Source organism: Terrabacter sp. NPDC000476, from assembly GCF_040300125.1.
In the GTDB taxonomy this organism is placed as follows: domain Bacteria; phylum Actinomycetota; class Actinomycetes; order Actinomycetales; family Dermatophilaceae; genus Terrabacter.
The window spans coordinates 335,816-360,071 of sequence record NZ_JBEPDF010000002.1 but is presented as its reverse complement, the minus strand read 5'-3'; the positions used below and the strand labels follow the sequence as shown (position 1 = coordinate 360,071).

At 75.4% G+C, this 24,256-nt stretch carries 25 protein-coding genes and 2 riboswitches; of the genes, 12 read left to right on the top strand and 13 right to left on the bottom strand.

Going from position 1 to position 24,256, the window contains the following annotated elements; genetic code table 11:
- From ABT295_RS14105 to ABT295_RS14085, 5 genes are read right to left on the bottom strand one after another with little or no spacing between them, the layout of a single operon-like run.
- Positions 1-720, bottom strand: coding sequence for a CPBP family intramembrane glutamic endopeptidase (locus ABT295_RS14105; RefSeq protein WP_352395036.1), 720 nt, complete (start codon positions 718-720; stop codon positions 1-3).
- Between the two features lie 19 nt (positions 721-739).
- Positions 740-2,107 (bottom strand): cryptochrome/photolyase family protein, encoded by a 1,368-nt coding sequence (locus ABT295_RS14100; protein ID WP_352395035.1) that lies wholly within the window; start codon positions 2,105-2,107, stop codon positions 740-742.
- A 10-nt stretch (positions 2,108-2,117) separates the two neighbouring features.
- Positions 2,118-3,407, bottom strand: a complete 1,290-nt coding sequence (locus ABT295_RS14095; RefSeq protein WP_352395034.1) for a class I SAM-dependent methyltransferase — start codon at positions 3,405-3,407, stop codon at positions 2,118-2,120.
- Positions 3,404-4,159, bottom strand: a complete 756-nt coding sequence (locus ABT295_RS14090; protein WP_352395033.1) for a DUF1365 domain-containing protein — start codon at positions 4,157-4,159, stop codon at positions 3,404-3,406. Before ABT295_RS14090 ends, ABT295_RS14095 begins: the two co-directional genes overlap by 4 nt.
- Complete coding sequence (locus tag ABT295_RS14085) at positions 4,156-5,448, bottom strand: NAD(P)/FAD-dependent oxidoreductase (protein WP_352395032.1); 1,293 nt, start codon at positions 5,446-5,448, stop codon at positions 4,156-4,158. Before ABT295_RS14085 ends, ABT295_RS14090 begins: the two co-directional genes overlap by 4 nt.
- A 147-nt stretch (positions 5,449-5,595) precedes the next feature.
- On the opposite strand from ABT295_RS14085, the gene ABT295_RS14080 reads away from it, so the two are divergent.
- From ABT295_RS14080 to ABT295_RS14055, 6 genes are read left to right on the top strand one after another with little or no spacing between them, the layout of a single operon-like run.
- Positions 5,596-6,039, top strand: a complete 444-nt coding sequence (locus ABT295_RS14080; protein ID WP_352395031.1) for an SRPBCC family protein — start codon at positions 5,596-5,598, stop codon at positions 6,037-6,039.
- 10 nt (positions 6,040-6,049) lie between these two features.
- Positions 6,050-7,006, top strand: a complete 957-nt coding sequence (locus ABT295_RS14075; protein WP_352395030.1) for a MerR family transcriptional regulator — start codon at positions 6,050-6,052, stop codon at positions 7,004-7,006.
- A gap of 2 nt (positions 7,007-7,008) precedes the next feature.
- Positions 7,009-7,812 (top strand): cobalt-precorrin-6A reductase, encoded by an 804-nt coding sequence (locus tag ABT295_RS14070; RefSeq protein WP_352395029.1) that lies wholly within the window; start codon positions 7,009-7,011, stop codon positions 7,810-7,812.
- Positions 7,813-7,841: 29 nt separating this feature from the next.
- Positions 7,842-9,626, top strand: a complete 1,785-nt coding sequence (locus tag ABT295_RS14065; protein WP_352395028.1) for a SulP family inorganic anion transporter — start codon at positions 7,842-7,844, stop codon at positions 9,624-9,626.
- Between the two features lie 10 nt (positions 9,627-9,636).
- The gene (locus ABT295_RS14060) at positions 9,637-10,023 is read left to right on the top strand and encodes a VOC family protein (RefSeq protein ID WP_352395027.1); all 387 of its coding nucleotides are present in this window, start codon (positions 9,637-9,639) and stop codon (positions 10,021-10,023) included.
- Complete coding sequence (locus tag ABT295_RS14055; protein ID WP_352395026.1) at positions 10,020-10,505, top strand: MOSC domain-containing protein; 486 nt, start codon at positions 10,020-10,022, stop codon at positions 10,503-10,505. The genes ABT295_RS14060 and ABT295_RS14055 overlap by 4 nt, the downstream gene beginning before the upstream one ends.
- Before the next feature lie 31 nt (positions 10,506-10,536).
- Here ABT295_RS14055 and ABT295_RS14050 read toward each other — a convergent pair whose 3' ends face one another.
- The 7 genes from ABT295_RS14050 to ABT295_RS14020 all read right to left on the bottom strand — a co-directional run bounded on the left by ABT295_RS14050 (position 10,537) and on the right by ABT295_RS14020 (position 18,819).
- Entirely contained in the window at positions 10,537-11,541 is a 1,005-nt protein-coding gene (locus ABT295_RS14050) for a cobalamin biosynthesis protein (RefSeq protein WP_352395025.1), read from the bottom strand.
- Positions 11,538-12,542: a uroporphyrinogen-III C-methyltransferase gene (gene cobA, locus ABT295_RS14045; protein ID WP_352395024.1), complete on the bottom strand. Its 1,005-nt coding sequence runs from the start codon at positions 12,540-12,542 to the stop codon at positions 11,538-11,540. Before cobA ends, ABT295_RS14050 begins: the two co-directional genes overlap by 4 nt.
- Positions 12,532-13,614: an Rv2231c family histidinol phosphate aminotransferase CobC gene (gene cobC / locus ABT295_RS14040; RefSeq protein WP_352395023.1), complete on the bottom strand. Its 1,083-nt coding sequence runs from the start codon at positions 13,612-13,614 to the stop codon at positions 12,532-12,534. The genes cobA and cobC overlap by 11 nt, the downstream gene beginning before the upstream one ends.
- Complete coding sequence (locus ABT295_RS14035) at positions 13,611-15,080, bottom strand: cobyrinic acid a,c-diamide synthase CobB (RefSeq protein ID WP_352395022.1); 1,470 nt, start codon at positions 15,078-15,080, stop codon at positions 13,611-13,613. The genes cobC and ABT295_RS14035 overlap by 4 nt, the downstream gene beginning before the upstream one ends.
- Positions 15,077-15,688, bottom strand: coding sequence for a cob(I)yrinic acid a,c-diamide adenosyltransferase (gene cobO / locus ABT295_RS14030; RefSeq protein WP_502991155.1), 612 nt, complete (start codon positions 15,686-15,688; stop codon positions 15,077-15,079). The genes ABT295_RS14035 and cobO overlap by 4 nt, the downstream gene beginning before the upstream one ends.
- Positions 15,688-17,862, bottom strand: a complete 2,175-nt coding sequence (locus ABT295_RS14025; protein ID WP_352395021.1) for a VWA domain-containing protein — start codon at positions 17,860-17,862, stop codon at positions 15,688-15,690. The genes cobO and ABT295_RS14025 overlap by 1 nt, the downstream gene beginning before the upstream one ends.
- A gap of 52 nt (positions 17,863-17,914) precedes the next feature.
- A riboswitch (cobalamin riboswitch) is annotated at positions 17,915-18,064 on the bottom strand.
- A 5-nt stretch (positions 18,065-18,069) separates the two neighbouring features.
- On the bottom strand, positions 18,070-18,819 hold the full coding sequence (locus tag ABT295_RS14020) for a hypothetical protein (RefSeq protein ID WP_352395020.1): 750 nt from the start codon (positions 18,817-18,819) through the stop codon (positions 18,070-18,072).
- A 161-nt stretch (positions 18,820-18,980) separates the two neighbouring features.
- Here ABT295_RS14020 and cbiE point away from each other — a divergent pair, with 161 nt between their 5' ends.
- The 6 genes from cbiE to ABT295_RS13990 all read left to right on the top strand — a co-directional run bounded on the left by cbiE (position 18,981) and on the right by ABT295_RS13990 (position 23,714).
- Positions 18,981-20,195, top strand: a complete 1,215-nt coding sequence (gene cbiE, locus ABT295_RS14015) for a precorrin-6y C5,15-methyltransferase (decarboxylating) subunit CbiE (protein ID WP_352395019.1) — start codon at positions 18,981-18,983, stop codon at positions 20,193-20,195.
- Positions 20,192-20,956: a cobalt-precorrin-4/precorrin-4 C(11)-methyltransferase gene (locus ABT295_RS14010; RefSeq protein ID WP_352395018.1), complete on the top strand. Its 765-nt coding sequence runs from the start codon at positions 20,192-20,194 to the stop codon at positions 20,954-20,956. Before cbiE ends, ABT295_RS14010 begins: the two co-directional genes overlap by 4 nt.
- A gap of 58 nt (positions 20,957-21,014) precedes the next feature.
- A riboswitch (cobalamin riboswitch) is annotated at positions 21,015-21,210 on the top strand.
- A 30-nt stretch (positions 21,211-21,240) separates the two neighbouring features.
- Positions 21,241-21,450: a CbtB domain-containing protein gene (locus ABT295_RS14005; RefSeq protein WP_352395017.1), complete on the top strand. Its 210-nt coding sequence runs from the start codon at positions 21,241-21,243 to the stop codon at positions 21,448-21,450.
- Position 21,451: 1 nt separating this feature from the next.
- Positions 21,452-22,231, top strand: a complete 780-nt coding sequence (locus tag ABT295_RS14000) for a CbtA family protein (protein WP_352395016.1) — start codon at positions 21,452-21,454, stop codon at positions 22,229-22,231.
- Entirely contained in the window at positions 22,228-22,623 is a 396-nt protein-coding gene (locus ABT295_RS13995; RefSeq protein WP_352395015.1) for a hypothetical protein, read from the top strand. Before ABT295_RS14000 ends, ABT295_RS13995 begins: the two co-directional genes overlap by 4 nt.
- Before the next feature lie 197 nt (positions 22,624-22,820).
- Positions 22,821-23,714 (top strand): hypothetical protein, encoded by an 894-nt coding sequence (locus ABT295_RS13990; protein WP_352395014.1) that lies wholly within the window; start codon positions 22,821-22,823, stop codon positions 23,712-23,714.
- Positions 23,715-23,754: 40 nt separating this feature from the next.
- On the opposite strand, the gene ABT295_RS13985 is transcribed toward ABT295_RS13990, so the two are convergent.
- The gene (locus ABT295_RS13985) at positions 23,755-24,222 is read right to left on the bottom strand and encodes a GNAT family N-acetyltransferase (RefSeq protein ID WP_352395013.1); all 468 of its coding nucleotides are present in this window, start codon (positions 24,220-24,222) and stop codon (positions 23,755-23,757) included.
- Between the last annotated feature and the right edge of the window lie 34 nt (positions 24,223-24,256).

Genomic DNA, 24,256 nt, shown 5'->3' with positions numbered 1-24,256 from the left:
TCACCTGGTCAGTTGGAGGACGGGGGGCAGGAGCACGAGCATCCCGGTCGACCACACGACGTGCGTGATGATCGGGCCGAGGAAACCGCCGGTGACCCGGCGCTGGAGCGCCGTGACGAGGCCGATGACGGCCGCCGCGAGGACGAGCAGCGGGATGCCGCTGCCCACCGTGGTGAGGGCGTAGAGCACCGTCGTCAGGGTGACCTGGTGGCGGGGGAGCGCGGCGTACAGGGCGCCGCGGAAGTAGATCTCCTCGACGACGCCGTTGACGAAGGTGATGACGAGCACGGCGGCGAAGGCGCCGAACCGCGCGTGGTCGAGCAGCTGGTCGACGGGCTCGCGCAGCACCGGGATGCGCGCCACGACGAGCGCGCCGACGAGGAAGAGCAGCAGGAGCAGGCCGCCGAGCACGAGCGACTGCACGATCGGCCGGGCCTGCTCACCGCGTCGCGTGTGGCCCATCCCCGCGTGGAGGGGCCCCGAGACGAGGGCCCCGACGAGCCAGACCGCGGCGAGCGCGATCGTCGCGACGTAGAAGAGCGGGTCGCCCGGGGTGATCCGCAGCGCCCAGCCGAGCACCGCCGTGCCGACGACGAAGGTGACGGCCACGACGACCTGACGCCGGCGGAAGACCGCCGGGCTGTCGCGGTGGTCGCGCTGGACCTTCTCGATGAGCGCCGCGTTGACGAACGCGCGCAGCTCGGCGACGGGGCCCCGCATCTGTGCTCTCCTCCGGTCGCTAGCGTCGGGCCCGCTCGTAGCGCGCCAGGGTCTCCTTGCGCTCGTCGTCGTGGTCGACGATGGGCTGGGGATAGTCCTTGTCGTACCCGTTGTCGTGCTTCCACGGCTCGTGCGCGGCCGCGCCGCCCAGGTGGCGCAGCTCCGGCACCCAGCGCCGCACGTACTCCCCGTCGGGGTCGAACTTGCGGCCCTGGGTGACCGGGTTGAAGACGCGGAAGTAGGGCGACGCGTCGGTGCCGGTGCCGGCCACCCACTGCCAGCCGTGGTTGTTGCTGGCGATGTCGCCGTCGACGAGGTGGTCGAGGAAGTGCTGGGCACCGACGGGCCACCACACGTGGAGGTCCTTGGTGAGGAAGCTGGCCGTGATCATCCGCACCCGGTTGTGCATCCAGCCCTCCTCGAGCAGCTGGCGCATGCCGGCGTCGACGATCGGGTAGCCGGTGCGGCCCTCGCGCCACGCATCGACGAGCCGGTCGGTCTCGGCGCCGGAGTCGTAGGGCAGCCTCGCGAGCTCCGGGCGCAGGTCGTGCCACGCGGACCGGGGGTTGTGGTGCAGCACGTCGGCGTAGAAGTCCCGCCACGCGAGCTCGGTGGAGTAGGTGCCGGCGCCCTTCGAGCGGGCACCGCGAGCCGCGATGTCGGCGAGCATCGTGCGCGGGTGGATCTCGCCGTACTTGAGCGGCGCCGACATGCGGCTCGTCGTGTCGAGGTCGGGCCGGTCGCGCTCGTCGCCGTAGGTGTCGAGCCCGTCGTCGAGGAACGCCTCCCACCGCGTGCGCGCGGCGGCCTCGCCGGCCTCGAGCCGGACGCCGTCGGGCAGCACGGGCAGGTCGTCGGACGCCACGCGCGGGCGGGCCCAGGCGATGCGCGCGGGCCGCTCGGCGGGGGCGGGCCAGCCGTGCTGGCGCCAGGCCCGGGAGAACGGGGTGAAGACCTTGTAGGGCGCACCCGAGCCGTTGAGGACGATGCCCGGCCCGACGGCATACGGCGTGCCGGTCGCGACGAGCTCGCGGTCGTCGTCGGCGAGCACCCGCTCCACGGCCCTGTCGCGCGCGGCGCCGAACGGCGTCGTCTCGCGGGTCACGTGCACCTGCCGGGCGCCGACCTGCCGGGCGAGGCGGGGGATCACGTCGACGGGGTCGCCGCGGCGCACGACGAGCGCGTCACGCGTGTCGGCCGCGAGCGAGCGCAGCGACGCCACGAGCCGCTGCGAGCGCGGCACGGCGGTGTCGAGCAGCCGCGGGTCGACGACGAACACGGGGAGCACCTCGTCGGCGGACCCCAGTGCGGCGAGCAGGGCCGGGTGGTCGTGCAGGCGCAGGTCGCGCCGGAACCACAGGATCGCCGTCGTCCGCTCGCTCGCCATGTGTCGCCTCCTAGGCAGGGACCGTCGTGCCCGCCCGCTCGAACCGGATCTGTGCCACATCGAGGTACCCGGTCGCGAAGCCCGCCTCGCAGTAGGCGAGGTAGAACTCCCACTTGCGCCGGAACGTCTCGTCGAAGCCGAGGGCGTGCACCTCGGGCCAGCGGTCGAGGAACGTCTCGCGCCAGCGGCGCAGGGTCTCGGCGTAGTCGGCCCCGAAGGCGTCGACGCCGGTCATCCGCAGCGAGGTCGCGCCGTCGGTCGTGCCGCTGATCGCCTCGAGGCTGGGGATGAGGCCGCCGGGGAAGATGTGCTTCTGGATCCACCCGTACGAGTGCTTCGTCGCGAGCAGCCGCTCGTGCGACATGAGGATGGCCTGCACGGCGGCCACGCCGCCCGGTGCCAGCCGCTCGTCGATGGTGCGGAAGTAGGTCTCCCAGTACTCCTCGCCCACGGCCTCGATCATCTCGACGCTGACGACGGCGTCGTACTCGCCGTCGACCTCCCGGTAGTCCTGGATGCGGATGTCGACGGTGTCGGCGAAGCCCGCGTCGGCGACGCGCTGCCGGGCGAGCGCGGCCTGCTCCTTGGAGAGCGTGACGCTCGTGACCGTCGCGCCACGGCGGGCCGCCTCGAGGGCGAGCGTGCCCCAGCCGGTGCCGATCTCGAGGACGCGGGTGTCCTGGCCGACCTTGGCCATGTCGAGGATGGCGTGCACCTTGCGCAGCTGGGCGTCCTCGAACGACTGGGTGCGGAGCGGCTGGTCCGGGTCGAACAGGGCCGAGCTGTAGCTCATCGTCTCGTCGAGGAAGGTGGCGAAGAGGTCGTTGCTGAGGTCGTAGTGCGCCTCGATGTTGCGGCGTGACCCGAGGAGCGAGTTGTTCTGGATGGCGGGGATGCGCCGGTCGACGAAGCCGCGCAGGCGCAGCCAGCCGGCCGGCACCGCGGTCGTCATCCGCTCGGCGAAGGGCACGAGCAGGTCGGCGAGGTCGGTGCCGTCGGCGGCCTTCCAGTCGCCGGCCATGTAGGCCTCCCCGATGCCGATCTTCGGGTGGTGCGCGAGCCGCTCGAAGAGGGCCGTGGGGCGCACGATCGTGAGGGCCGGGCGGTCGGGGCGACGGGTGCCGCCGTCGAGGAGCGAGCCGTCGGGCAGCACGACGTCGACCGGCACCCGCTTGGCGACCTGGGCCAGGATGCTGCGGGCGAGGCGGGCGCGCACGCAGAGCACGCGCAGGCTCGGGCGGCGCAGGCAGATCGGCTGCGCCATCGACAGCGTGGGTGACACGGGGGACTGGGCGGTCATCGGACGGCCTCCTCAGGGTGGCGGGGGCGGGGCATCACGGGCAGGCGGCGCAGCCACAGACGGATGCCGTGGGCCCGGATGAGGGTCGTCACGCGCTGCGTCATGAGGCCGTGCCGCCGCACGAGTCGGAACAGGGTACGGCTCGTCGCGGGCACGGGCGTGCCGCGGGTGGCGGCGGAGAGGATGCGCTCGCCGTCGCGGTCGAGGGCGACGGACACCGCGACGGTGTCCTCGTCGAGGACGAGGCGGACGGCATACTCCCCCCGGGTGTCGTTGAACGGGGAGACGTAGAACGCCTTGCCGACCGTCGCGGTGCCGTCGTCGTGCACGTCGAGCAGGTAGGCGTGGCGCTCGCCGTACGTGTTGTGCACCTCGAAGACGACGGCGACGAGCGTGTCGTCGGGGCGCAGGCACCAGAACACGCTGAGCGGGTCGAAGGTGTGGCCGAGCACGCGCGCGTTAGCGAGCATGAGCACGCGGTCCTCGGGCGAGAGCGTGACGTCGCGCGCGGCGAGGAACCGCTCGACGTCGCCGCGCAGCCCACCACCGCGGCGGGCGCCGTCGAGGTGGTCGCGGGCGTCGAAGCGGGCGAGGGCCCGGGCGGGCCACGGCAGCCGGGGCAGGTCGTCGACGTCGACGAGCCACTGGTAGTGCCCGTACGTGAAGCTGTGGTGGAGCGGGGTGCGGCGCGCGTGCGCCACCGTGCCGTCGACGAGGGCCGGCACGGGCGGCGGCGTGAGCCGGACGGTCACCAGCGCACCCCGAGCGACTGCGCCGCCTCGACGCCCGAGCGGCAGCCGTCCTCGTGGAAGCCCCAGCCGAGGTGGGCCCCCGCGAAGGCGAGGCGCTCGCCGCCGGCCTCGCGCAGCCGGCCGGCGGCCTCGACGGCCTCCCGGGTGAAGATCGGGTGGTCGTAGGTCATGCGCGCCGTGACGAGCGACTCGTCGACGATCCCCTCGGGGTTGAGCGTGACGACGTGGTCGTCGGCGTCGGTGATGCCGTGCAGCCGGTTCATCCAGTAGCTGACCGTGACGTCGGGGGCCGGGGCGTCGCAGGCCGTCATCCGGTAGTTCCACGAGGCCTTGGCCTGCTGCGGCCGGGGCAGCACGGAGGAGTCGCGGTGCAGCCACGTCGTGTTGCGCGAGTAGCCGATGGCGCCGAGGTCGCGCTTCTCGTCGGGCGTCGCGTCGGCGAGCAGGGCGAGGGCGGAGTCGGCGTGCGTCGCGACGACGGCGCGGTCGAAGGTGGCCGTCTGGCCGTCGCGGACGAGCACGTCCACGCCGTCGTCGTGCCGCGTCACGGCGGTGACGGGGCTGTCGCGGCGGACGTCGGGCAGGCGCTCGACGAGGCGGTCGACGTAGGTGGCCGAGCCGCCGGTCACGGTGCGCCACGTGGGTGAGCCGGTGACGGTGAGCATGCCGTGGTGGTCGAGGAAGCGGAAGAGGTGTCGCGCGGGGTAGACGGACGCGTCGAGGTCGCCGCACGACCACACGCAGGCGACGAGCGGGATGGCGAAGTGCCGCACGAAGTAGTCGGAGAAGCCCTGCGCGGCGAGGAACTCGCCCCACGTCGGGTCCTGCGACTCGTCGAGCAGCAGCGCCTGGGCGGCCTTGTGGAAGCGCGGCACCTCGGTGAGCATCCGGACGAAACGGGGGTCGGCGAGGCGGCGCTTCTGGGCGAACATGCCCTTGGGGCCGCGCCCGCCGGCATACGAGAGCCCGCAGCCGCCGCACGTGATGCTCATGCTCATCTCGGTGGCCTGCGTGGGCACGTCGAGCTCGCGGAAGAGGCGCAGCAGGTGCGGGTAGGTGCGCTCGTTGTGGACGATGAACCCGCTGTCGATGCGCAGCGACCCGTCCCGGCCGGCGACGTCGTGGGTGTGCGCGTGGCCACCGAGGCGCGTGTCGGCCTCGTAGAGGGTGACGTCGTGCGTCGCGCTCAGCACGTGCGCGGCGGTGAGGCCGGAGATGCCGGCGCCGATGACGGCGGCCGTGGGACGGCTACCTGCCGGGGTGGGTACGGGTCGGTCGGATCGAGTCACCGAGGCCTCCTGCTGTTGGGTCCCGAGTGGTTCGGCGTGGCGCCCCGACCGGATTGGAACGGGACCGCAACCGGCGCCGCTGCGTTGTCCATCCCTCGGCCACACCGTAAGGTGGCTGTCAAAGGTCTGTCAAAGGTTGGAGAAGGCATGGACGTCGAGCGCAGCGTGACGGTGCAGCAGCCCGTGGACCGGGTCTTCGCCTACCTCAGTGACTTCACGAACACGACCGAGTGGGACCCCGGAACCGTACACACCGAACGCGTCGCGGGCGAGGGCGGTGTCGGCACGCGCTACCGCAACACCTCCCGTTTCCTCGGTCGCGAGACCGAGCTCGACTACCTCGTGACCGAGAGCGTGCCCGGCGAGCGCTTCGCCCTCCGCGGCGAGAACGCCACCGTCGTCGCGCACGACACCATGACCTTCGTGCGCACCCTCGAGGGCGGCACCGAGGGCACCACCGTCACCTACCGCGCCGACTTCGAGTTCAAGGGCGTCGCCCGGCTCGTCGCGCCCCTCCTCGCGCCCGCCTTCAAGAAGCTGGGCGACGAGGCGGAGCAGGGCATGCGGCAGGCCCTCAGCAGACTGTCCTAGGGGAGCGTCCGTGTACACGATCAAGCGAGCCGCCGAGCTGACCGGCATCAGCGTCGCCACCCTGCGAGCCTGGGAGCGGCGCTACGGCGTCGTGCACCCGCAGCGCTCCGACGGCGGCTACCGCCTCTACGGCCCCGAGGACGTGCGCGCCCTCGCCATCATGAACTCGCTCGTCGGCAGCGGCTGGTCGGCGCGGGAGGCCGCCGCCGAGACCCTCCGTCGTCTCTCGGGCCGCGACGCCGGTGGTCCGGACGCCGAGCGCGAGTCGGCCGGCGCGTCGCGCGGCGCCGGGCGTGCCGACGGCCGGCGGGGACAGGTGGCGCCGCTGCGCGGCGGTGGGCGCTACCAGTCCGAGGACGCCGAGGCGTTCATCCGGGCCGCCGAGCGCCTCGACTCCGCCTCGGCGACGGCCGTGCTCGACGCCCGGTTCGCCCTCGGCACCTTCGAGCACGTCGTCGACGACTGGCTCATGCCCACCCTCGGCCTCGTCGGCGAGGAGTGGGCGCACGGGCGCCTCACCGTCGCCGGAGAGCACCTCGTGTCGTATGCCGTGCAGCGTCGTCTCGCGGCCGCCTACGAGGCCGCGGCCGGCCGGGCCGACGGCCCCACCCTGCTCATCGGGCTGCCCCCGGGCGCCCGCCACGAGCTCGGCCTGCTCGCCTTCGCCGTCGCCGCGCGGCGGGCCGGCTTCGCCACCGTCTACGTAGGGGCCGACCTGCCCGCCGAGGAGTGGGTGCGCGCCATCGAGGCCCGCCGGGCGGCCGGCATCGTCATGGCCGTGCCCCGCAACATCGACATCACCGCCGCGAGCGACATCGTCGACACCGTCTCGCGCACCCACCCCGAGGTCGTCATCGGCCTCGGCGGCAGCCAGCAGAACGAGATCGAGGGCAACTGCATCCACCTCGGCCACTCGATCACCGTCGCCGTCGGCGAGATGACCCGCCGCCTGCGGATGTCCGCCTGAGCGTGCGGGTCCTCGTCCTCGGGGGCACCGGTGAGGCCCGGGCGCTCGCCGCGCGCCTCGTCGCGGGCGGTGCCGACGTCGTGACGAGCCTCGCCGGGCGGGTCAGCGCCCCGGCCCTGCCCGTCGGTGGGCTCCGGGTCGGCGGGTTCGGCGGCGTCGACGGGCTGGCCCGGCACCTCGACGAGGCGGGCTACGACGTCGTCGTCGACGCCACCCACCCCTTCGCCGCGACGATCAGCGGCAACGCCGTGGCCGCCTGCGCCCGGACCGGCACGCCGGTGCTGCGCCTGCACCGGCCGGGCTGGTCGGAGCACCCGCTCGCCGGCGGCTTCACGTGGGTCGACGACGTCTCCGCCGCGCGGGCGGCGGCCGAGCGGCTGGGCACGCGGCCGTTCCTCACGACGGGGCGCCAGCAGCTCGAGGTCTTCGCCGCGTGGGACGAGCGCTACGTGCTGGCCCGGGTCGTCGACCCGCCCGACTGGGCAGTGCCGGCCTCGTGGGAGGTGCTGCGGGCCCGCGGCCCCTACCCGTACGCCGCCGAGCACGCCCTGCTCGCGGACCGCCGCATCGACGTGCTCGTCACCAAGGACTCCGGCGGCGCGCTCACCGAGGCCAAGCTGGCGGCCGCCCGCGACCTCGGCGTGCCCGTCGTCGTCGTGCGCCGGCCCCCGCTGCCGCAGGGGGTGCGGGTCGTGACCACCGTCGAGGCGGCGGTGCAGGTGCTCGAGGACGTCGGCGTGCCCGGGCCGCCCGGGCCGCCCGGGGCGTCTGGTCCGCCGGGGGCGGTCGACGGGAAACCCGCCTGACGGCATCCGTCCTCGCGTAGTTTCGTCGCGTGACGGCAGGCGCGCGCGACGGGGCGCTGTGGGAGCGGCTGCTCCCCGGGGTAGCCGTGCTGCGCCGCTACGACCGGGTGTGGCTGCGCGGCGACGTGCTCGGCGGCATCACGGTGACCGCGTACCTCGTGCCGCAGGTGCTCGCCTACGCGGAGGTCGCCGGGCTTCCGGCCGTCACCGGGCTGTGGGCGGTCGGGCCGGGGCTGCTCGTCTACGCCCTGCTCGGCTCGTCGCGGCAGCTGTCGGTGGGCCCCGAGTCGACGACGGCTCTGATGACGGCGGCCGGCGTCGGGGCGCTCGTCACCGCCGCCGGCGGCGCGGTGGCGCGCGAGGAGATGGCGGCCCTGCTCGCCGTCGCCGTCGGGGTGCTGTGCCTGGCCGGCTACGTGCTCCGGCTCGGCTTCCTCGCCGAGCTGCTCTCCAAGCCGGTCCTCGTCGGCTACATGGCCGGGATCGCGGCGCTCATGGTGGTGAGCCAGATCGGCAAGGTCATGGGCATCCGGGTCGAGGGCGACTCCTTCGTGCAGGAGGTGAGGTATGCCGCGACGCACCTGGGCGACACCCACCTGCCGACGCTCGTGCTCGCGCTCGCCGTCCTGGCCGTGCTCGTCGTCTTCCACCGCACGGCCCCGACGTGGCCCGGCCCGCTCCTCGCCATGCTCGGCGCGACCGTCGTCGTGGCCGCCTTCGGGCTCGCCGACCGTGCGGGGCTGCAGCTCGTCGGCGCCGTGCCGGAGGGGCTGCCCGCCGTGCGGCTGCCCGACGTGCGCGACGCCGACGTGTGGGCGCTGCTGCCGGCCGCCCTCGGCATCGCCGTCGTCGCCTACTCCGACAACGTGCTGACCGGACGGGCGTTCGGCGCGCGTCACCGCGAGAGCATCGAGAGCAACCAGGAGCTGCTCGCCCTCGGCGGCGCGAACGTCGCCGCCGGCGTGCTCCAGGGCTTCCCGATCAGCTCGAGCGGCAGCCGCACCGTCATCGCCGACGCCATGGGCGCGCGCACCCAGCTGCACTCCCTCGTCTCCCTGGTGCTCGTCGTCGCGACCCTGCTGTGGCTCGGCCCGGTCATCGGCGCCTTCCCGACCGCGGCGCTCGGGGCCGTCGTCGTCTTCGCCGCGATCCGGCTCGTCGACGTCGCCGAGCTGCGGCGGATCGCCGCCTTCCGCCGGAGCGAGCTCGTGCTCGCGCTCTCGACGACCGCCGCCGTGCTCCTCTTCGGCGTGCTGCCCGGCATCGGGGCGGCCATCGCGCTGTCGGTGCTCGACCTGCTCCGGCGCATCGTGCACCCGCACGACGGCGTGCTCGGCTACGTGCCCGACGTCGCCGGCATGCACGACATCGACGACCACCCGGACGCCGTGCAGGTGCCGGGGCTCGTCGTCTACCGCTACGACTCGCCCCTCTTCTTCGCCAACGCCGACGACTTCGCGAAGCGCGCGCTCGCGGTCGTCGACGCCGCGTCGACGCACGAGCGGGTGGAGTGGTTCCTGCTCAACGCCGAGGCGAACACCGAGGTCGACCTCACCGCCGTCGACGCCCTCGAGACGCTGCGCGGCACGCTCGAGCGCCGCGGGATCGTCGTCGCGATGGCGCGGGTCAAGGAGGACCTCCGGCGCTCGCTCGAGGCCGGCGGGCTCGTCGAGCGCATCGGGCCCGGCCGCATCTTCCCGACGCTCCCGACCGCCGTGGCCGCGTATGCCGAGTGGTACCGCGGGCAGCACGGCCACCCGCCGCCCGGGCTGCGCATCCCACCCGTGCCCGCGCAGCCGGAGACGGACGCCTAGCCTTGCGGGCATGCACCTCGACCTCGTGACCGTCGTCGTCGACGACTACGACAGCGCGATCGCCTTCTACACCGACGTGCTCGGCTTCGAGCTGGCCGTGGACGCCCCGTCGACGACGACCGCCGGCCGCCCCAAGCGCTGGGTCGTCGTGCGGCCGCCCGGTGGCGGCACCGGCCTGCTGCTCGCCCGCGCGGACGGCGCGGCCCAGGAGGCCGTCGTCGGCGAGCAGTGGGCCGGACGCGTCGGGCTGTTCCTCCGGGTCGACGACTTCGAGGGCACGATGGCGCGCCTGCGTGCCGCCGGCGCCGAGATCGTGCGGCCGCCGCGCGAGGAGCCCTACGGCTGGGTGGCCGTCTTCCGCGACGTCGCCGGCAACCGCTGGGACCTGCTCTCGTGAGCCCGACCGTCGTCTCGATCCACGTGGCCAAGGGCCGCCGGCTGCCGACGCGGTCGGTGCCGAGCGTCGAGGCCGAGGCCGGCGCGGGCCTCGTCGGTGACCGCTACCACGGCAGCCGGCACCGGCACGTGACGATCCAGTCGCTGCCCGACCTCGAGGCGGCCGCCGCCGACCTCGGTCGTCCCGTCGACCCGGGCCTGACCCGCCGCAACCTGACGATCTCGGGCGGCGACGTGCCGACGAGGCCGGGTGCACGCATCCGGGTCGGCGACGTCGAGCTCGAGGTCGTGCGCATCGCCGCGCCGTGCCGGCTGCTCGACGACACCCTCGGCGCGGGCGCCGCGCGCGCCCTGCACGCCCGTGCCGGCACGGTCTTCCGGCTGCTGACGTCCGGCACGATCACCGTCGGCGACGACGTGGACCTAGCCCCCCACCCCACCCCAGCCTCCACCCCAGCCTCCACCCCAGCCCCCACCCCCTGACCACCGTCGAGAGGCCAGTTCTCGTGGGTCCTCACCCGTCGAGAGGCCACCCGTCGTGGGTCGGTGACCGTCGAGAGGCCGCCCTTCGTGGGTCGGTGCGGGTCGAGGTGACGGCGGCGACGGCCGTGGCGGTCACGACCGACACGGCGAGCGAGCCGGCCGAGACCCGGTGCGCCAACCGGCGGGCGGGCGCGATGTCGGATGCAGCGGCCGCCTCGCCCTCGCCCAGGGACCCGCGGTCCTCGACCCGGCCCTCGTAGGTGTTGCGGCCGCCGAGCCGCACGCCGAGCACCCCGGCGAAGGCGGCCTCGACGACGCCGCCGTTGGGGCTCGGGTGGGCTGGGGCGTCGCGCCGGACCGCGGTCCACCCGGCACGTGCGCGGGTCGCCGACGGCGCGCACGCGAGCGCGAGCGCGCCGGCGACCCGGGCCGGCACCCAGTTCGCGACGTCGTCGAGTCGCGCGGCAGCCCAGCCGAACTCGCGGTAGCGCTCGTTGCGGTGCCCGACCATCGCGTCGAGCGTGTTGACGGCGCGGTAGGCGAGGAGGCCCGGTATGCCGAGGAGACCGCCCCAGAGCAGCGGTGCCACGACGGCGTCGGAGGTGTTCTCGGCGACGGACTCGATGCAGGCCCGCGCGACCTCGTCGGCGCCGAGCCGTGACGTGTCCCGCCCGACGAGGTTGCCCACCTGCCGCCGGGCCGCCCCGAGGTCGCCGGCGCGCAGGTAGGCGTCGACGGCCGACGCCTCGCGCAGGAGCGACCGTCCGCCGAGCACGGCCCAGGTCGCGGCGGCGGTGGCGAGCGTGTGCGTCGTCGCCCGACCCCGCGTCGCGCGCTCCGCGGCGAGGCCCGCGACGGCAGTGGCAGTGACGAGGAGCGTCACGTGAACCGCGCCGCGGGGGCGGCTGACGGCATACGTCCTCCTCTCGAGGAGGGTTGCGGCAGAACCGAACCCGGCGACGGGATGCCATCGCCGGGGGTCACCCGCGAGCTGGTCGGCGCACCACCCCAGGGCGAGCCCCGCCGCACGGCTCATGCGAGGACGTCGAGGGCGGCGACGTCGCCGATGACGACGACGGCGGGGGCCCCGAGGCCCTCGGCGCGCGCGACGGCGTCGATCTGCGACAGCGGTGCCCGCACGGTGCGCATGCTCGGCAGCCCGGCGTCCGCCACGACGGCCGCGGGGGTCGTGGGTGCCAGGCCCTCGCCGACGAGCGTCGCGGCGACCGCACCCAGGGTCGCGACCCCCATGAGCACGACGACGGTCGTGCGGCTGCGGGCGATGGCGCCCCAGTCGAGGGTGCTCCGCGGGTCGCCCGGCGGGACGTGGGCGCTGACGACGGTGAACCCCTGGACGAGGGTGCGGTGCGTCACGGGGATGCCCGCCAGGGCGGGCGCCGCGATGCTCGAGGAGATGCCGGGGATGACGGCGACCGGGATGCCGCGCGCCGCGCACGCCTCGGCCTCCTCGCCACCGCGACCGAAGACGAAGTTGTCGCCGCCCTTGAACCGCAGCACGTTCCGCCCGGCGAGGGCGTGCTCGACGAGCAGCTCGTTGATGCGCTCCTGCGGCGTGAACTCGCCCCGGGGGATCTTGCCGACGTCGACGACCTCGACGTCGGCGCGCGCGTGCCGCAGGGCGCTGAGCGGGGCGAGCCGGTCGTGGACGATGACGTCGGCGACCCGGATCGCCTCGATGCCGGCGACGGTGAGCAGCGAGGGGTCGCCGAGCCCGCCCCCGAGCAGGGTGACGGTCCCGACGGTGCGGGAGCCGGGGCCGTCGGCCGCTGTCGGTGCGGGCCTCCCCGACGGGTCGCCGCGGAGGACGACGTCGAAGGCGGCCGGGTCGGCCTGTGCGTCGAGCGCGACGAGGCCCCGCTCGGCGAGGTCGCGCAGCGACGTGGGCAGCGTTCCCGCCGGCACGGCCATCGTGACGCGCGCGCCGTCGTCGAGGAGGGCGCGCACCGTCGCCACCGTGTGCGGGTGCACCCGCACGAGGAGGACGGACAGTCCGGCGAAGCTCAGCTCAGGCGACACGGCGCCGTCTCCTCAGGTCGTCGAGGGCCGTCGCGACGGCACGGGAGGTCTCGGGGTCACGGACGGCGAGGCGGACCCACGTGGGGCCCAGCCCGGGGAAGGTCTCGCCCCGGCGCACGGCGAAGCCGAGGCGGACGAGGTCCGCCCGCACGGACGCCGGCCCGATGGGGCTCGTGTCGACGAGCACGAACGGAGCCGCGGACGGCGCCGCCGTCGCGAGGCCGACGTCGGCCAGCTCGCGCACGAGCACCGTGCGGTGGCGCGCGAACGTCGCGGCCGCCGCCTCGGCCTCGGCGACGGCACGCGCCGAGAGGCAGGCGACCGTCGCGGCGACGGCCGGGCCCGACACCGACCAGGGCGGCTGCACCGTGCGCAGGGCCGCGACGAGCTCTGGGTCGCCGACGACGTAGCCGGCCCGCAGCCCGGCGAGGCCCCACGTCTTGGTCAGCGAGCGGACGACGAGCAGGCCCGTGAGGTCGCCGCCGACGAGCGACTCCGGCTCGCCCGGCACGGCGTCCATGAAGGCCTCGTCGACGACGACGACGCGCCGCGGCCGGCTCAGGGCCCGGAGGTCCGCTGCGGGGTGGAGCACGCCGGTGGGGTTGGTCGGGTTGCCGACGACGACGAGGTCGACTCCACCGTGCTCGCCCGCCGCCGCGAAGGTGGTGGGGTCGAGCCGGAAGCCGTCGGCGGCGTCGAGGACGACGCGGTCGACGGGGCGCCCGGCCGCCCGCAGCGCGGCCTCCGGCTCGGTGAACTGGGGGTGCACGACGGCAGGCCGAGCGCCCGCGACGGCGCGCGCGACGAGCGTGAACGCCTCGGCGCCACCGGCCGTCGGCAGCACGCACGCCGGGTCGACCTGGTGCCGGGCCGCGATCGCCTCGACCGCCGGCGCGGTGTCGGGGTAGCGGCCGAGGTCGTGCAGCGAGGCCGTGATCGCGTCGGCGACCCACCCGGGTGGGGCGGGCAGCCGGACGTTGACCGCGAGGTCGACGAGCCCGGGGGCCACGTCGCGGTCGCCGTGGTGCTGCAGGTCGACGTGCGGGTGCGGGCGCCCTGCCCCGCCGCTCACGACGCCCTCCGGCGCGCCGGGGACGTGCCGGCATACGCGTGCACGCCCGAGGCGAAGCGCGCGGCGAGCCACGGGTGCCCGGCCCAGTGCGTGTGCAGGTAGGACGCGTGGAGCGTGGCCCGCCCGGTGCCGGCGGGGTCGAGCGCGAAGCCGTCGGGGCGGCCGTCGAGCAGCCAGGCGGGGCTGCCGGGGGCGGGCGCGTCCACGGTCGTGCGGTGGAACTCGTGCCCCGTCACCCGGCCGCCGGCGGGCGCCAGCAGGGAGTCCACCGGGGCGACGGCCGTGCGGTAGCCGAGGGTGAGGCGCGGACCCATGCGCGCCTCCGCCGGCACGGCGCCGACCATGGGGTGGCCGTCGACGGCCTCGGCGAGGTAGAGCAGTCCGGCGCACTCGGCGACCGTCGGCAGGCCGCCGCGCACCGCGCGCAGCACGTCGCGGCGCAGCGGCTCGTTCGCGGCGAGGTCGGCGGCGTGCACCTCGGGGAAGCCGCCGCCGAGGTAGAGGCCGGCGGCGCCCTCGGGCAGGGCGCGGTCGCGCACCGGGTCGACGACGACCGGCTCGAGTCCGGCCGCACGGAGCAGCTCGTCGGTCTCGGCGTAGCGGAAGGTAAAGGCGCGCCCGCCCGCCACGGCGACGACCGGCGCGTCGGCACGGGAACCGGGCGCCGCCGACCGGTGGCCCGGGGCGGGCGACGAGGCCGGGACGGCGGGGACGCCCGCGCCCTCGAGGGCGAGCACCGGGTCCCAGGCGTCTCCCGGCAGGTCGGGCGCCGAGCGGGCGATCGCGAGCACCGCGTCGAGGTCGACGTGCTCGGCGACGCGCGCCGCGAGGCGCTCGAGGGTGGCCGCGGCCTCCTCGCGCTCCGCAGCGGGCACGAGGCCCAGGTGGCGCGACGGGGTCTCGATGCCGGCATCGCGCGGGAGCACGCCGAGCACCGCCACCCCGGTGGCCTCGAGCGCCGAGCGCACCTCGCGGGTGTGGCGCGGCGAGGCCGCCTTGTTGAGCACGACCCCGGCGACGCGCACCCCCGGCTCGAAGGTCGCGAGGCCGTGCACGACGGCGGCCGCGGTGCGCGTCGTGTGGCTCACGTCGACGGTGAGCACGACGGGCGACCGCGTCAGCGTGGCGACGTGGGCGGTCGAGGCCTCGCCCTCACCGCCGACCCGCCCGTCGAAGAGGCCCATGACGCCCTCGACGACGGCGACGTCGGTGTGGCCGTGGGCAGCCGCACCGTGCAGCAGCAGGGGCACGACGCGGTCGGCCCCGCAGAGGAAGGGGTCGAGGTTGCGCCCGGGGCGTCCCGTCGCGAGCGAGTGGTAGCCGGGGTCGATGTAGTCGGGCCCCACCTTGGCGCCCGCGACGGCGAGCCCGCGTGCCCGCAGCGCGGCCATCAACCCCGTCGCGACGGTCGTCTTGCCGTGGCCCGAGCCGGGGGCGGCGACGACGAGGCGCGGCAGGGCGGTCACCACTCGATCCCCCGTTGGCCCTTCTGGCCGGCGTCGAAGGGGTGCTTGACCTTGCGCATCTCGGTGACGAGGTCGGCGAGCTCGAGCAGCGCCTCGGGGCAGCGCCGCCCGGTGATGACGACGTGCTGGTGGCCCGGGCGGTCGCGGAGCGTCTCGACGACGTCGTCCACGTCGACCCAGCCCCAGGCCATCGGGTAGGTGAACTCGTCGAGCACGTAGACGCCGTGCGTCTCCGCGGCGAGCCGGCGCTTGATCTCGGCCCAGCCCTCGCGCGCCGCGAGGGCGTGGTCGTCGTCGGTGCCCTCCTTGCGGCTCCACGACCAGCCGGCACCCATCTTGTGCCACTCCATCGGGCCGCCGCGCCCCGTCTCGCGGTGCAGCTCGCCGAGGGTCTCGACGGCCGTCTGCTCGCCGATGCGCCACTTGGCGCTCTTGACGAACTGGAACACGCCGACCGACCAGCCCTGGTTCCAGCCGCGCAGCGCCAGCCCGAAGGCGGCCGTCGACTTCCCCTTGCCGTCGCCCGTGTGCACGACGAGCAACGGGCGGTTGCGCCGCTGGCGCGTGGTGAGGCCGTCGTCGGGCACGGCGCCCGGCTGGCCGCGCATCAGGCCGCCCGTCCCGTCGCCGCGCGGGTGGCGCCGACGATCGCCGAGGCCGCGAGCTCGTCGACCGGGAGGTGCTCGGCCCCCAGCTGCTCCGCGAGCCGCGCGGCCAGGCCCATCCGGAAGCGGCCCGACTCGCAGTCGAGCACGACGGACTCGACGCCCTCGTGCCGCAGGTGGGCGGCCACCCGGGCCGCGCGGGCGAGCGCGTCGGGTCCGCTCGTCGCACGCCCGTCCGTCACGACGACGAGGAGGGCGCGCCGGCTCGGGTCGCGCAGGCGCTCGATCCGCACCGTCTCGTATGCCGTCGCGAGCCCCTCCGCGAGCGGTGTGCGCCCGCCGTGGGGCAGTCCCTGGAGCCGCCGCGCGGCGACCTCGACCGACCCGGTCGGCGGCAGCGCCAGCTCCGCGCCCGAGCCGCGGAAGGTGACGAGCCCGACCTTGTCGCGGCGCCGGTACGCGTCGAGCAGCAGCGACAGCACGGCGGCCGTGACCGCCTCGAGGCGCTTGCGGGCGGCCATCGACCCCGAGGCGTCGACGCAGAGCAGCACGAGGTTCGCCTCGCGGCCCTGCAGCACCGAGCGGCGCAGGTCGCGGCCGGTCACGCGCAGCCGCTCGGGCGTGCCACCCGTGGAGCCGTGGACGCCCCGCGAGGCGGCCGCACGGATCGTGGCGGGCAGGTGCACCGGGCCGGTGCGCGCGCTCGTCGAGCCCACCCGACGGCCGGTCGTCGTCAGGGCCGTCGACCGGCGGCCCGCCTCACCATGGCCGGTTCCCTTGGCGCGCAGCAGACGTGCCGCGTAGGGCTGGGCCGGCGGGGCCGCGATGTCGTCGGTGCCGGACCCGTTCCGGGGAGCCGGGCCGGCCGTGGCCGTCGCGTCCGCGGGGTCCGTGGTGCCGGAGGCGCTCGTGGGTTCCGCCGGGTCGGCCTCGGCGGATCTCGAGGTGTCGTCGAGCCGCCCCGCGGGCTGCGGCTCGCGCGCGTGCCCGTCGTCGGCCCTGCTCCCGGCCCCGCCGGCGGTGGGTGCGGCGTCCGGCTCGTGGCCGTCGTCCGGGCCCTGCTCCGGGCCCTCGTCGCCGGGGTCGGTGCCCGGAGCAGGGCTGCGGTCGGGGTCCGGGTCGGGTTCGTCGTCGCCGAGCAGCTCGTCGAGGAGGGCCTCGTCGAGCCCGGGGGAGTCGAAGGGGTTGCGCCGCCGGCGGTGCGGCAGTGCGAGCCGCGCGGCCGCACGCACGTCGGCGAGCGTCACGTGCGTGCGCCCGGCCCACGCCGCGTGGGCGACGGCCGCCCGTGCGGTGACGATGTCGGCGCGCAGGCCGTCGACCTCGAAGCCCGCGCAGACCGTGGCCACGCGGGCGAGCACGGCGTCGGTGAGGCGCACCTGCCGGACGCGGGACCGGGCGTCGTCGATGCGTGCGCGCAGGGCCTGCTGGTCGTCGTGGAACGTGGCCGTGAACGCGGTGGGGTCGGCGTCGAAGGCGAGCCGGCGGCGTACGACCTCGGCACGCGGGCCGGGATCGCGGGGAGCGGCGACCTCGACGGTGAGCCCGAAGCGGTCGAGCAGCTGCGGGCGCAGCTCTCCCTCCTCGGGATTCATCGTGCCGACGAGCACGACCCGCGCCGGGTGCGCGACGGAGACCCCGTCGCGCTCGACCGTGTTGCGGCCCATGGCCGCGGCGTCGAGGAGCAGGTCGACGAGGTGGTCGTGCAGCAGGTTGACCTCGTCGACGTAGAGGATGCCCCGGTTCGCGGCGGCGAGCAGCCCTGGCTGATAGGCGGTTTCGCCCCGCGCAAGGGCCCTTTCGAGGTCGAGCGAGCCGACGACGCGGTCCTCGGTCGCGCCGATGGGCAGCTCGACGAGGCGCGCCGGCCGGGTGTGCGCCGGCGCATCGGCGTCGTGGGGGCCGTCCGGGCAGGCGGCGGTGTCGCCCGGCGCGCAGCCGAAGCGGCACGCCGTGACCACGGACTGGTGGGGGAGCACGGCCGCGAGCCCTCGCACCATCGTCGACTTGGCGGTGCCCTTCTCGCCGCGGACGAGCACGCCGCCCACCTCGGGCGACACCGCCGTCAGGACGAGGGCGAGGGCCAGGTCGTCGGCGCCGACGACGGCCGTGAAGGGGAAGTGGTCGCTCGACCCGGTCGGAGCCGGGGTCGGGGGTGCGTTCGAACCGTCGCGCATGGCGAGCCTCCTGCGGGTGCCTCGCCCGCGTCGGTGGACCGGCCGCGCCCGGCGGGCACGACCAGCGACGGGAGATGTCCTGGCTTCCCCCGACCGGGTGGTCGGCGGTTCACAGTGGCGGGACCGCTCCGGATTCGCACCGGATTCCTCTCCGCGTCGCCAGCGGCAGTCTGCCACGTCGCCCGGCGTGCTGCAGGAGTGGTGGGGTCAGCCACCAGCCGCGACGACGGTCGCGAGGTCGCGCTGCAGGTCGGCCGACGTGGTCGGCGTCAGGCGCACGTCGCGCTCGACCGCCTCGGCCCGCAGCAGGCCGGCTCCGGTGTCGAGCCAGGCGACGTGTTGCGCGAGCGTCTGGTCGCCGGTGGCGAGGGCGACGTCGACGGTCGCCAGTCGCCAGCGGCCCGCGCGCACACGATCCTGCGCGACGGGCCACGGGCCCAAAGCGTCGGCGAGCGCCCGGCCCGCGGCGCGGCGCAGGTCGGGGCGGTGCGACGCGAGCTCCTCGAGCAGCACGTCGGGCACCGTGACCGTGGCCGACGCGAGCTCCGGTGCCGCCGCGAGCGAGACCCACGCGGCCAGCGTCCCGGGCAGCTGCGTGGCGTGCGACGGGCCCAGGTCGAAGGTGCTGTCGCCGCGGTCGGTGAGCACCGCCACCGCGGTCGCGCCCAGCCAGGCGTGGTGCAGGCGCACGCCCTCGTCGTCACCCACGACGACCTGGACCGAGCCCCACGACGCCGTCACGCCGGTGAGGGTCTCGCGCAGCCGGGGGTGCGGGCGGCCGTCGACGAGGACCCCGCCGGCCACGAGCCTCGCGACCGCGTCGCCCGGGGTCGAGCCCCCACCGGTGGGCGGGCGCGTGGGCTGCTGGGCGGTGCGCTCGGCGTGCTCGACGAGCACGCGGAAGGCCTCGACGTCGAGGCGCAGGTGCCCGGTCTCCGGGTCGAACGTCACACTCATGTCGGCTTTCCTCCCCTCGAGCCCGGACGCGCGTCACCGTCGTCCCCCGACGACGGCCGATGCCCATGATGGAGCCCATCGCCGCCGAATGGAGCAAAACGGGCAAATCGAACAGCCGTCGCGGTCGCGCTAGGGTCGCCGCTGTGATCGAGGTGGTGGGTGTGGGCGCTTCCGGGCTCGACTCCCTGGCCCCCGAGGCCCTCCGGGTGCTCGAGGCGGCCGAGGTCGTGGTCGGGGCCGAGCGGCACCTCGGCATGCTCGCCGCGCGACGTGGCCGTCGCCGCCTCGTGCCGTGGCCGTCGCCACTCGTGCCGGGGTTGCGCCGCACGCTCGAGGAGGCCGGCCCGGGCCGCGTCGTCGTGCTCGCGAGCGGTGACCCGCTCGTGTCGGGCATCGGGTCGACGCTCGTGCGCGAGCTCGGCGAGCAGGCCGTCCGCATCCACCCCGGCGTGTCGTCGGTGGCACTCGCCCGAGCCCGGATGCGTTGGGCTGCAGAGGATTCCGATGTCGTGACGCTGGTGGGCCGCGACGCCGACCTGCTGCGACGCCACCTCGCGCCCGGGGCCCGACTCGTCGTGCTCACCTCCGGCGCCGACGCGCCCGCCCGCGTCGCCGGCCTGCTCGTCGAGGAGGGGTATGCCGACAGCCACCTCACCGTGCTCGGCGACCTCGGCTCGCCGGACGAGAGCCGCGCCGACGGCGTCGCCGCGTCGTGGGACGGTCGTCCGGTCGCCCGGCTCCACCTCGTCTGCGTGCGCTGCGACGCCACGCCGTCGCGACGGCCGAGGTCGCTCGTGCCGGGCCTGCCGGAGTCGGCGTTCGAGCACGACGGCCAGCTGACCAAGCGGATCGTGCGGGCGGCCGCGCTCGCCCACCTCGCGCCGCAGCCCGGCGACGTCCTGTGGGACCTCGGCGCGGGCGCCGGGTCGGTCGGCATCGAGTTCGCCCGGGCGCACCCGCGCAACGAGGTGCACGCCGTCGAGCGCGACCCGGGCCGCGCCGAACGCATCCGGCGCAACGCCCGACGGCTCGGCGTGCCCGGCCTGCACGTCGTCGAGGCCGCGTCGGCCGACGCCGTGGCCGCGCTGCCCCGGCCCGACGCCGTCTTCGTCGGTGGGGGCGCGACGCGCCAGCTGCTCGACGCGTGCTGGAGCGCCCTCTCACCGGGTGGCCGCCTCGTCGTGCACGGCGTGACCGTCGAGACCGAGCTGCTGCTGCACGAGGCGCGCACGCGACTCGGCGGCTCGGTGAGCCGGATCGGTGTCGAGGACCTCGAGCCGATCGGCCGCCTGCACGGCTGGAAGCCGGCCCGGCCGATCGTCCAGTGGAGCGTCGAACGCCCTGTCCCCACACGAGATCCGGAGGTCGTCCCGTGACGGTCCACTTCATCGGCGCCGGCCCGGGTGCGGCCGACCTGCTCACCGTGCGCGCCGTGCGGCTCATCGCCGCCGCGCCCGTGTGCCTCTACGCCGGCACCTACATCGGTGCCGAGGTGCTCGCGCACTGCCCCGAGGGGGCCGAGCTCGTCGACACGCAGCGGCTCGACCTCGACGCGATCACGGCCCACTGCCTGCGCGCCCACGAGGCCGGCCAGGACGTGGCGCGCCTGTGCTCCGGCGACCCCTCGCTCTACTCCGCCGTGGCCGAGCAGACGCGCCGGCTCGACCGGCTGGGTGTGCCCTGGGACGTGACCCCGGGCGTGCCGGCCTACGCGGCGGCGGCGGCCCTCGTCGGCCGCGAGCTCACCGTGCCCGAGGTCGCCCAGTCGGTGGTGCTGACCCGGGTGCACCGCGACTCCACGGCGATGCCGTCCACGGAGTCGCTCGCGCACTTCGCGCGGTCCCGGGCGACGCTCGTGCTGCACCTCGCGATCCGCCACACCCGGTCGCTCGCCGCGTCGCTCGTCGGCGACTACGGCGCCGAGTGCCCGGTGGTCGTCGTGGCCGACGCGGAGCGGCCGAGCCAGCTCGTCCTGCGCGGCACCCTGACCGACATCGCCGACCAGGTCGAGGCCGCGGACCTGCGGCAGGCCGCCGTCATCCTCGTCGGGAGGGCGCTCGGTGCCCGCGACCACGACGACTTCGCCGAGTCGCACCTCTATGGCACGCGTATCTCAGGTGGACGCGAAAACGGCTGAGCCGCATACGAACTCGCGCTCTCGCCGAGGTCCCCATGGCGCGTGGCGAGCGGGTGTGTCAGGATGCGGGTGCCGCAGTGCACGGGAAGTCGGTGTGATTCCGACGTGGTCCTCGCCACTGTGACCAGGGAGCAAGTCCCCGACACCGCCACTGGCGACCTCGGGCCGGCACACGCCGGCGCACGGTCGCTGGGAAGGCTGGGGAGGCGTGACGATCTGGAAGCCAGGAGACCGGCTGCGGCGCGATCTGTCCACGAGGCATGGAAAGAAAGGGTCACTCTGCCATGACCACTGCTGCATCCGTCGTCCCCTCCAGCCGGTCCGGCGCGTCGATCCAGGTCCCCGCGTGGGCCTGGCTGCTGCTCGCCGTCGCCGTCTTCGCCGTCTACGTCGTCACGCAGGAGAACGGGGCGCTGCTCAGCGCTCCCGCTGCGGAGATGCTCCACGAGCTGACGCACGACGCGCGTCACGCTCTCGGCGTCCCCTGCCACTGAGGTGGGGCCGAGCTTCGGCTCCGTGCTGCGGCGCGGGGTCTGTGCCGGCGTGCTCGCCGGCCTCGCGGCCGCCGTCACGATCTGGCTCGTCGTCGAGCCCGTCATCCGTCGGGCCCTCGTCGTCGAGGACCTGCGCTCGGTGCACGGCGGCTCGTCCGCACCGGCGCACGGCGGGGGTGAGCCGCTCGTCTCCCGCACGGCGCAGGTCGTGGGCGGCGCCGCCACGTCGGTGCTCGTCGGCCTCGCGGTCGGTGTCGTCTTCGCCGTGGTCTTCGCCCGGGTGAGGGGCCGGCTCCCCGGCGGCAACGACGTCGGCCGATCCCTCGGCCTCGCCGCCGTCGGGTTCGCCTCGGTGAGCCTCCTGCCCGCCCTCAAGATCCCGGCGAACCCGCCTGCCGTGGGCGACCCGCAGACCGTCGGGCGGCGCACGCTGCTCTACGCCGTCGTGCTCCTGCTGGGCGTCGCGATCGCCCTCGTCGTGCCGGCGCTGGACCGTGCCCTGGCCCGGCGTGGGGTGTCGCGACCGACGCGCTCCGCGCTCGACGTCGTGGCCGCGGTCGCCCTCGTCATGGTCGTCCTCGTCGCCGTGCCGGGCTCGCCGGACGCCGTGCCGGCCGACGTTCCTGCGGCCCTGCTCTGGGACTTCCGCGTCGCCTCGCTCGCGCAGCTCGCGACCCTGTGGCTGACGCTCGGTCTCGCCTTCGGGCTCCTCGTCGAGCGGCTCGACCGGAGGGGGAGGGTGCCCGAGCGCGACGGCGACGTCGCCGTCGGGCCCGCGTGACGGCATACGTCGGCGGGGCCGGGTCGGACCGGTGCCTCGTGCGGGTCTGTCGGGACTGCTGCTGCGGCACGGAGTCGAAGCACCCGGGTGTCGACCACGACGGGCTGCTCGCCCGGCTGGAGGCAGCGGTCGCCGGCCACGCCCGGGTGATGCGCAGCGGCTGCCTGCTCGCCTGCGACGAGTCCAACGTCGTCGTCGTGACGCCGTCGCCCTCCGGTCGCCGCGCCGGGGGGCGGCCGGTGTGGGTGCGCGGAGTGCTCGACGACGCCATCGTCGACGCCGTCGCCGCGTGGGTCGTGCGTGGCGGGCCGGGCATCGCCGAGACCCCCGGCGCGGTGACGGAGGCGTCCTTCGCGCCGAGCGGGCTCGCCACGACGTGGGCGACCGTCTGACCGGGGAGCGCGGAAGGTCGGACCCCGCCCAGGGGCACCGACCTTCCGCGGTCCGGCCGTGAGGGGCGGCAGCCGCGCACCGGCGATGGTCGGATTAGTACCTTCGTCCGGGTTTCGACTAGTACCCCGGTTCCGCTTGGCTCGTCGTGACGCACCCGACCGGGTGCCTCACGACGAACCCATGGAAGGGACCACCCATGCGCACCACGACTCGGGGACTGCGGCGCGGAGGCGCCGCCCTCGCCGCCGGCACCCTGCTCGGCCTCAGCCTCACCGGCACCGCCGTCGCCAAGGGCGGCGAGCCGGGCGACGACGGCGGCCCCGCGGCCGCGGGCGGCACCGGCAACTACTCCGTCACCGTCAACGGCACGACGTACGACCCGGCCCCCGGCAAGGACGCGAAGGTGTCGGGCGCGCGGGTGCAGGGCGTCGTCACGGTGCGCGGCGTGCACACGACCTTCACCATCGACCCGGCCACCCTCGGCGTCTACGACTACACCCTGACCGGTGCGCCCTCCGCGGAGCGCATGGTGACGAGCCCGACGGTCGTCTTCGCGAGCAAGGTGCCGACGCTCTCCCCGGCGCAGCGGGCCACGCCGGTGCTCGACCTGCAGGTGCGGGACGACGCGCTCGTCGCCACGTTCCGCACGGCCGGCGGCAAGCTCAAGGTGCAGGCCAAGGACGCGCCCCAGGGCGGCATCTTCCAGATGGAGCCCGAGTACGGCACGCCGGTCACCCTGACGCACCGGCTCGGCCCGACGCTCTTCTACTTCGTCAACCCGTTCACCGGAAAGGTCAACTTCGGCAACGGGGTCGACGCCGTGTCGTCGGCGCAGAGCCCGAGCGGCGCGCACGAGATGCTGCTCGGCAAGGACAGCCCGCAGGTGGCGACGAAGACCTCGCAGACCGGCACGGAGACCACGTGGACGGTGACCTCCGGCGGCCGGATGGGCGGCGTGCTCGGCGAGGACGCCGTCGAGCTGAGCCAGGGCGCGACGAACTGCACGAAGGACTGCCAGGCGCAGAACCAGGTCCGCGGCTCGCTGCCGGTGCCCCCGGACCCGACGAACCCGACGCCGATCGGCGGCTGACCGCGCAGGGGCGAGGGGGAGGATGGAGCTGCGGCGCGCGTCAGCGCCGCAGCTCCATCCGGTGCTCCGGCGGCTCGTCGTCGGGCCAGTCGTCGGGCACGCCGCGGTCGACGAAGCCGGCGCGCGCGTAGGCCGCACGGGCCCGGTCGTTGTCGTGCCGGACCATGAGGCACGTGCCCCGGCCCTGCTCGTCGGCCCAGGCGGCGACCGCGTCGATGAGCGCTCGGGCGACGCCCGTGCCGCGCACCTCCGGTGCCACCCACATCGAGATCAGCTCGACCCATCGCTCGCCCTCGGGGGAGCCGCTCGCCACGCCGACGACGGCCTCCCCGTCGGTCGCGACGAGGGTGAGCGGCACGTCGGTGAGGCGGGCCCGCCAGCGCTCCTCGGGCGCGTCGACCCAGTCCTCGTGCCGCGAACCGAAGGCGGCGGGCGAGTCGGACAGCGACCGGAGCCGCACCTCGCGGAACGTCTCCCAGTCGTCCGGCCCGATCCGTGTCAGCTGCATCGGGCGAACCTAGCAAGCCGCCCCCGCCTGGTGA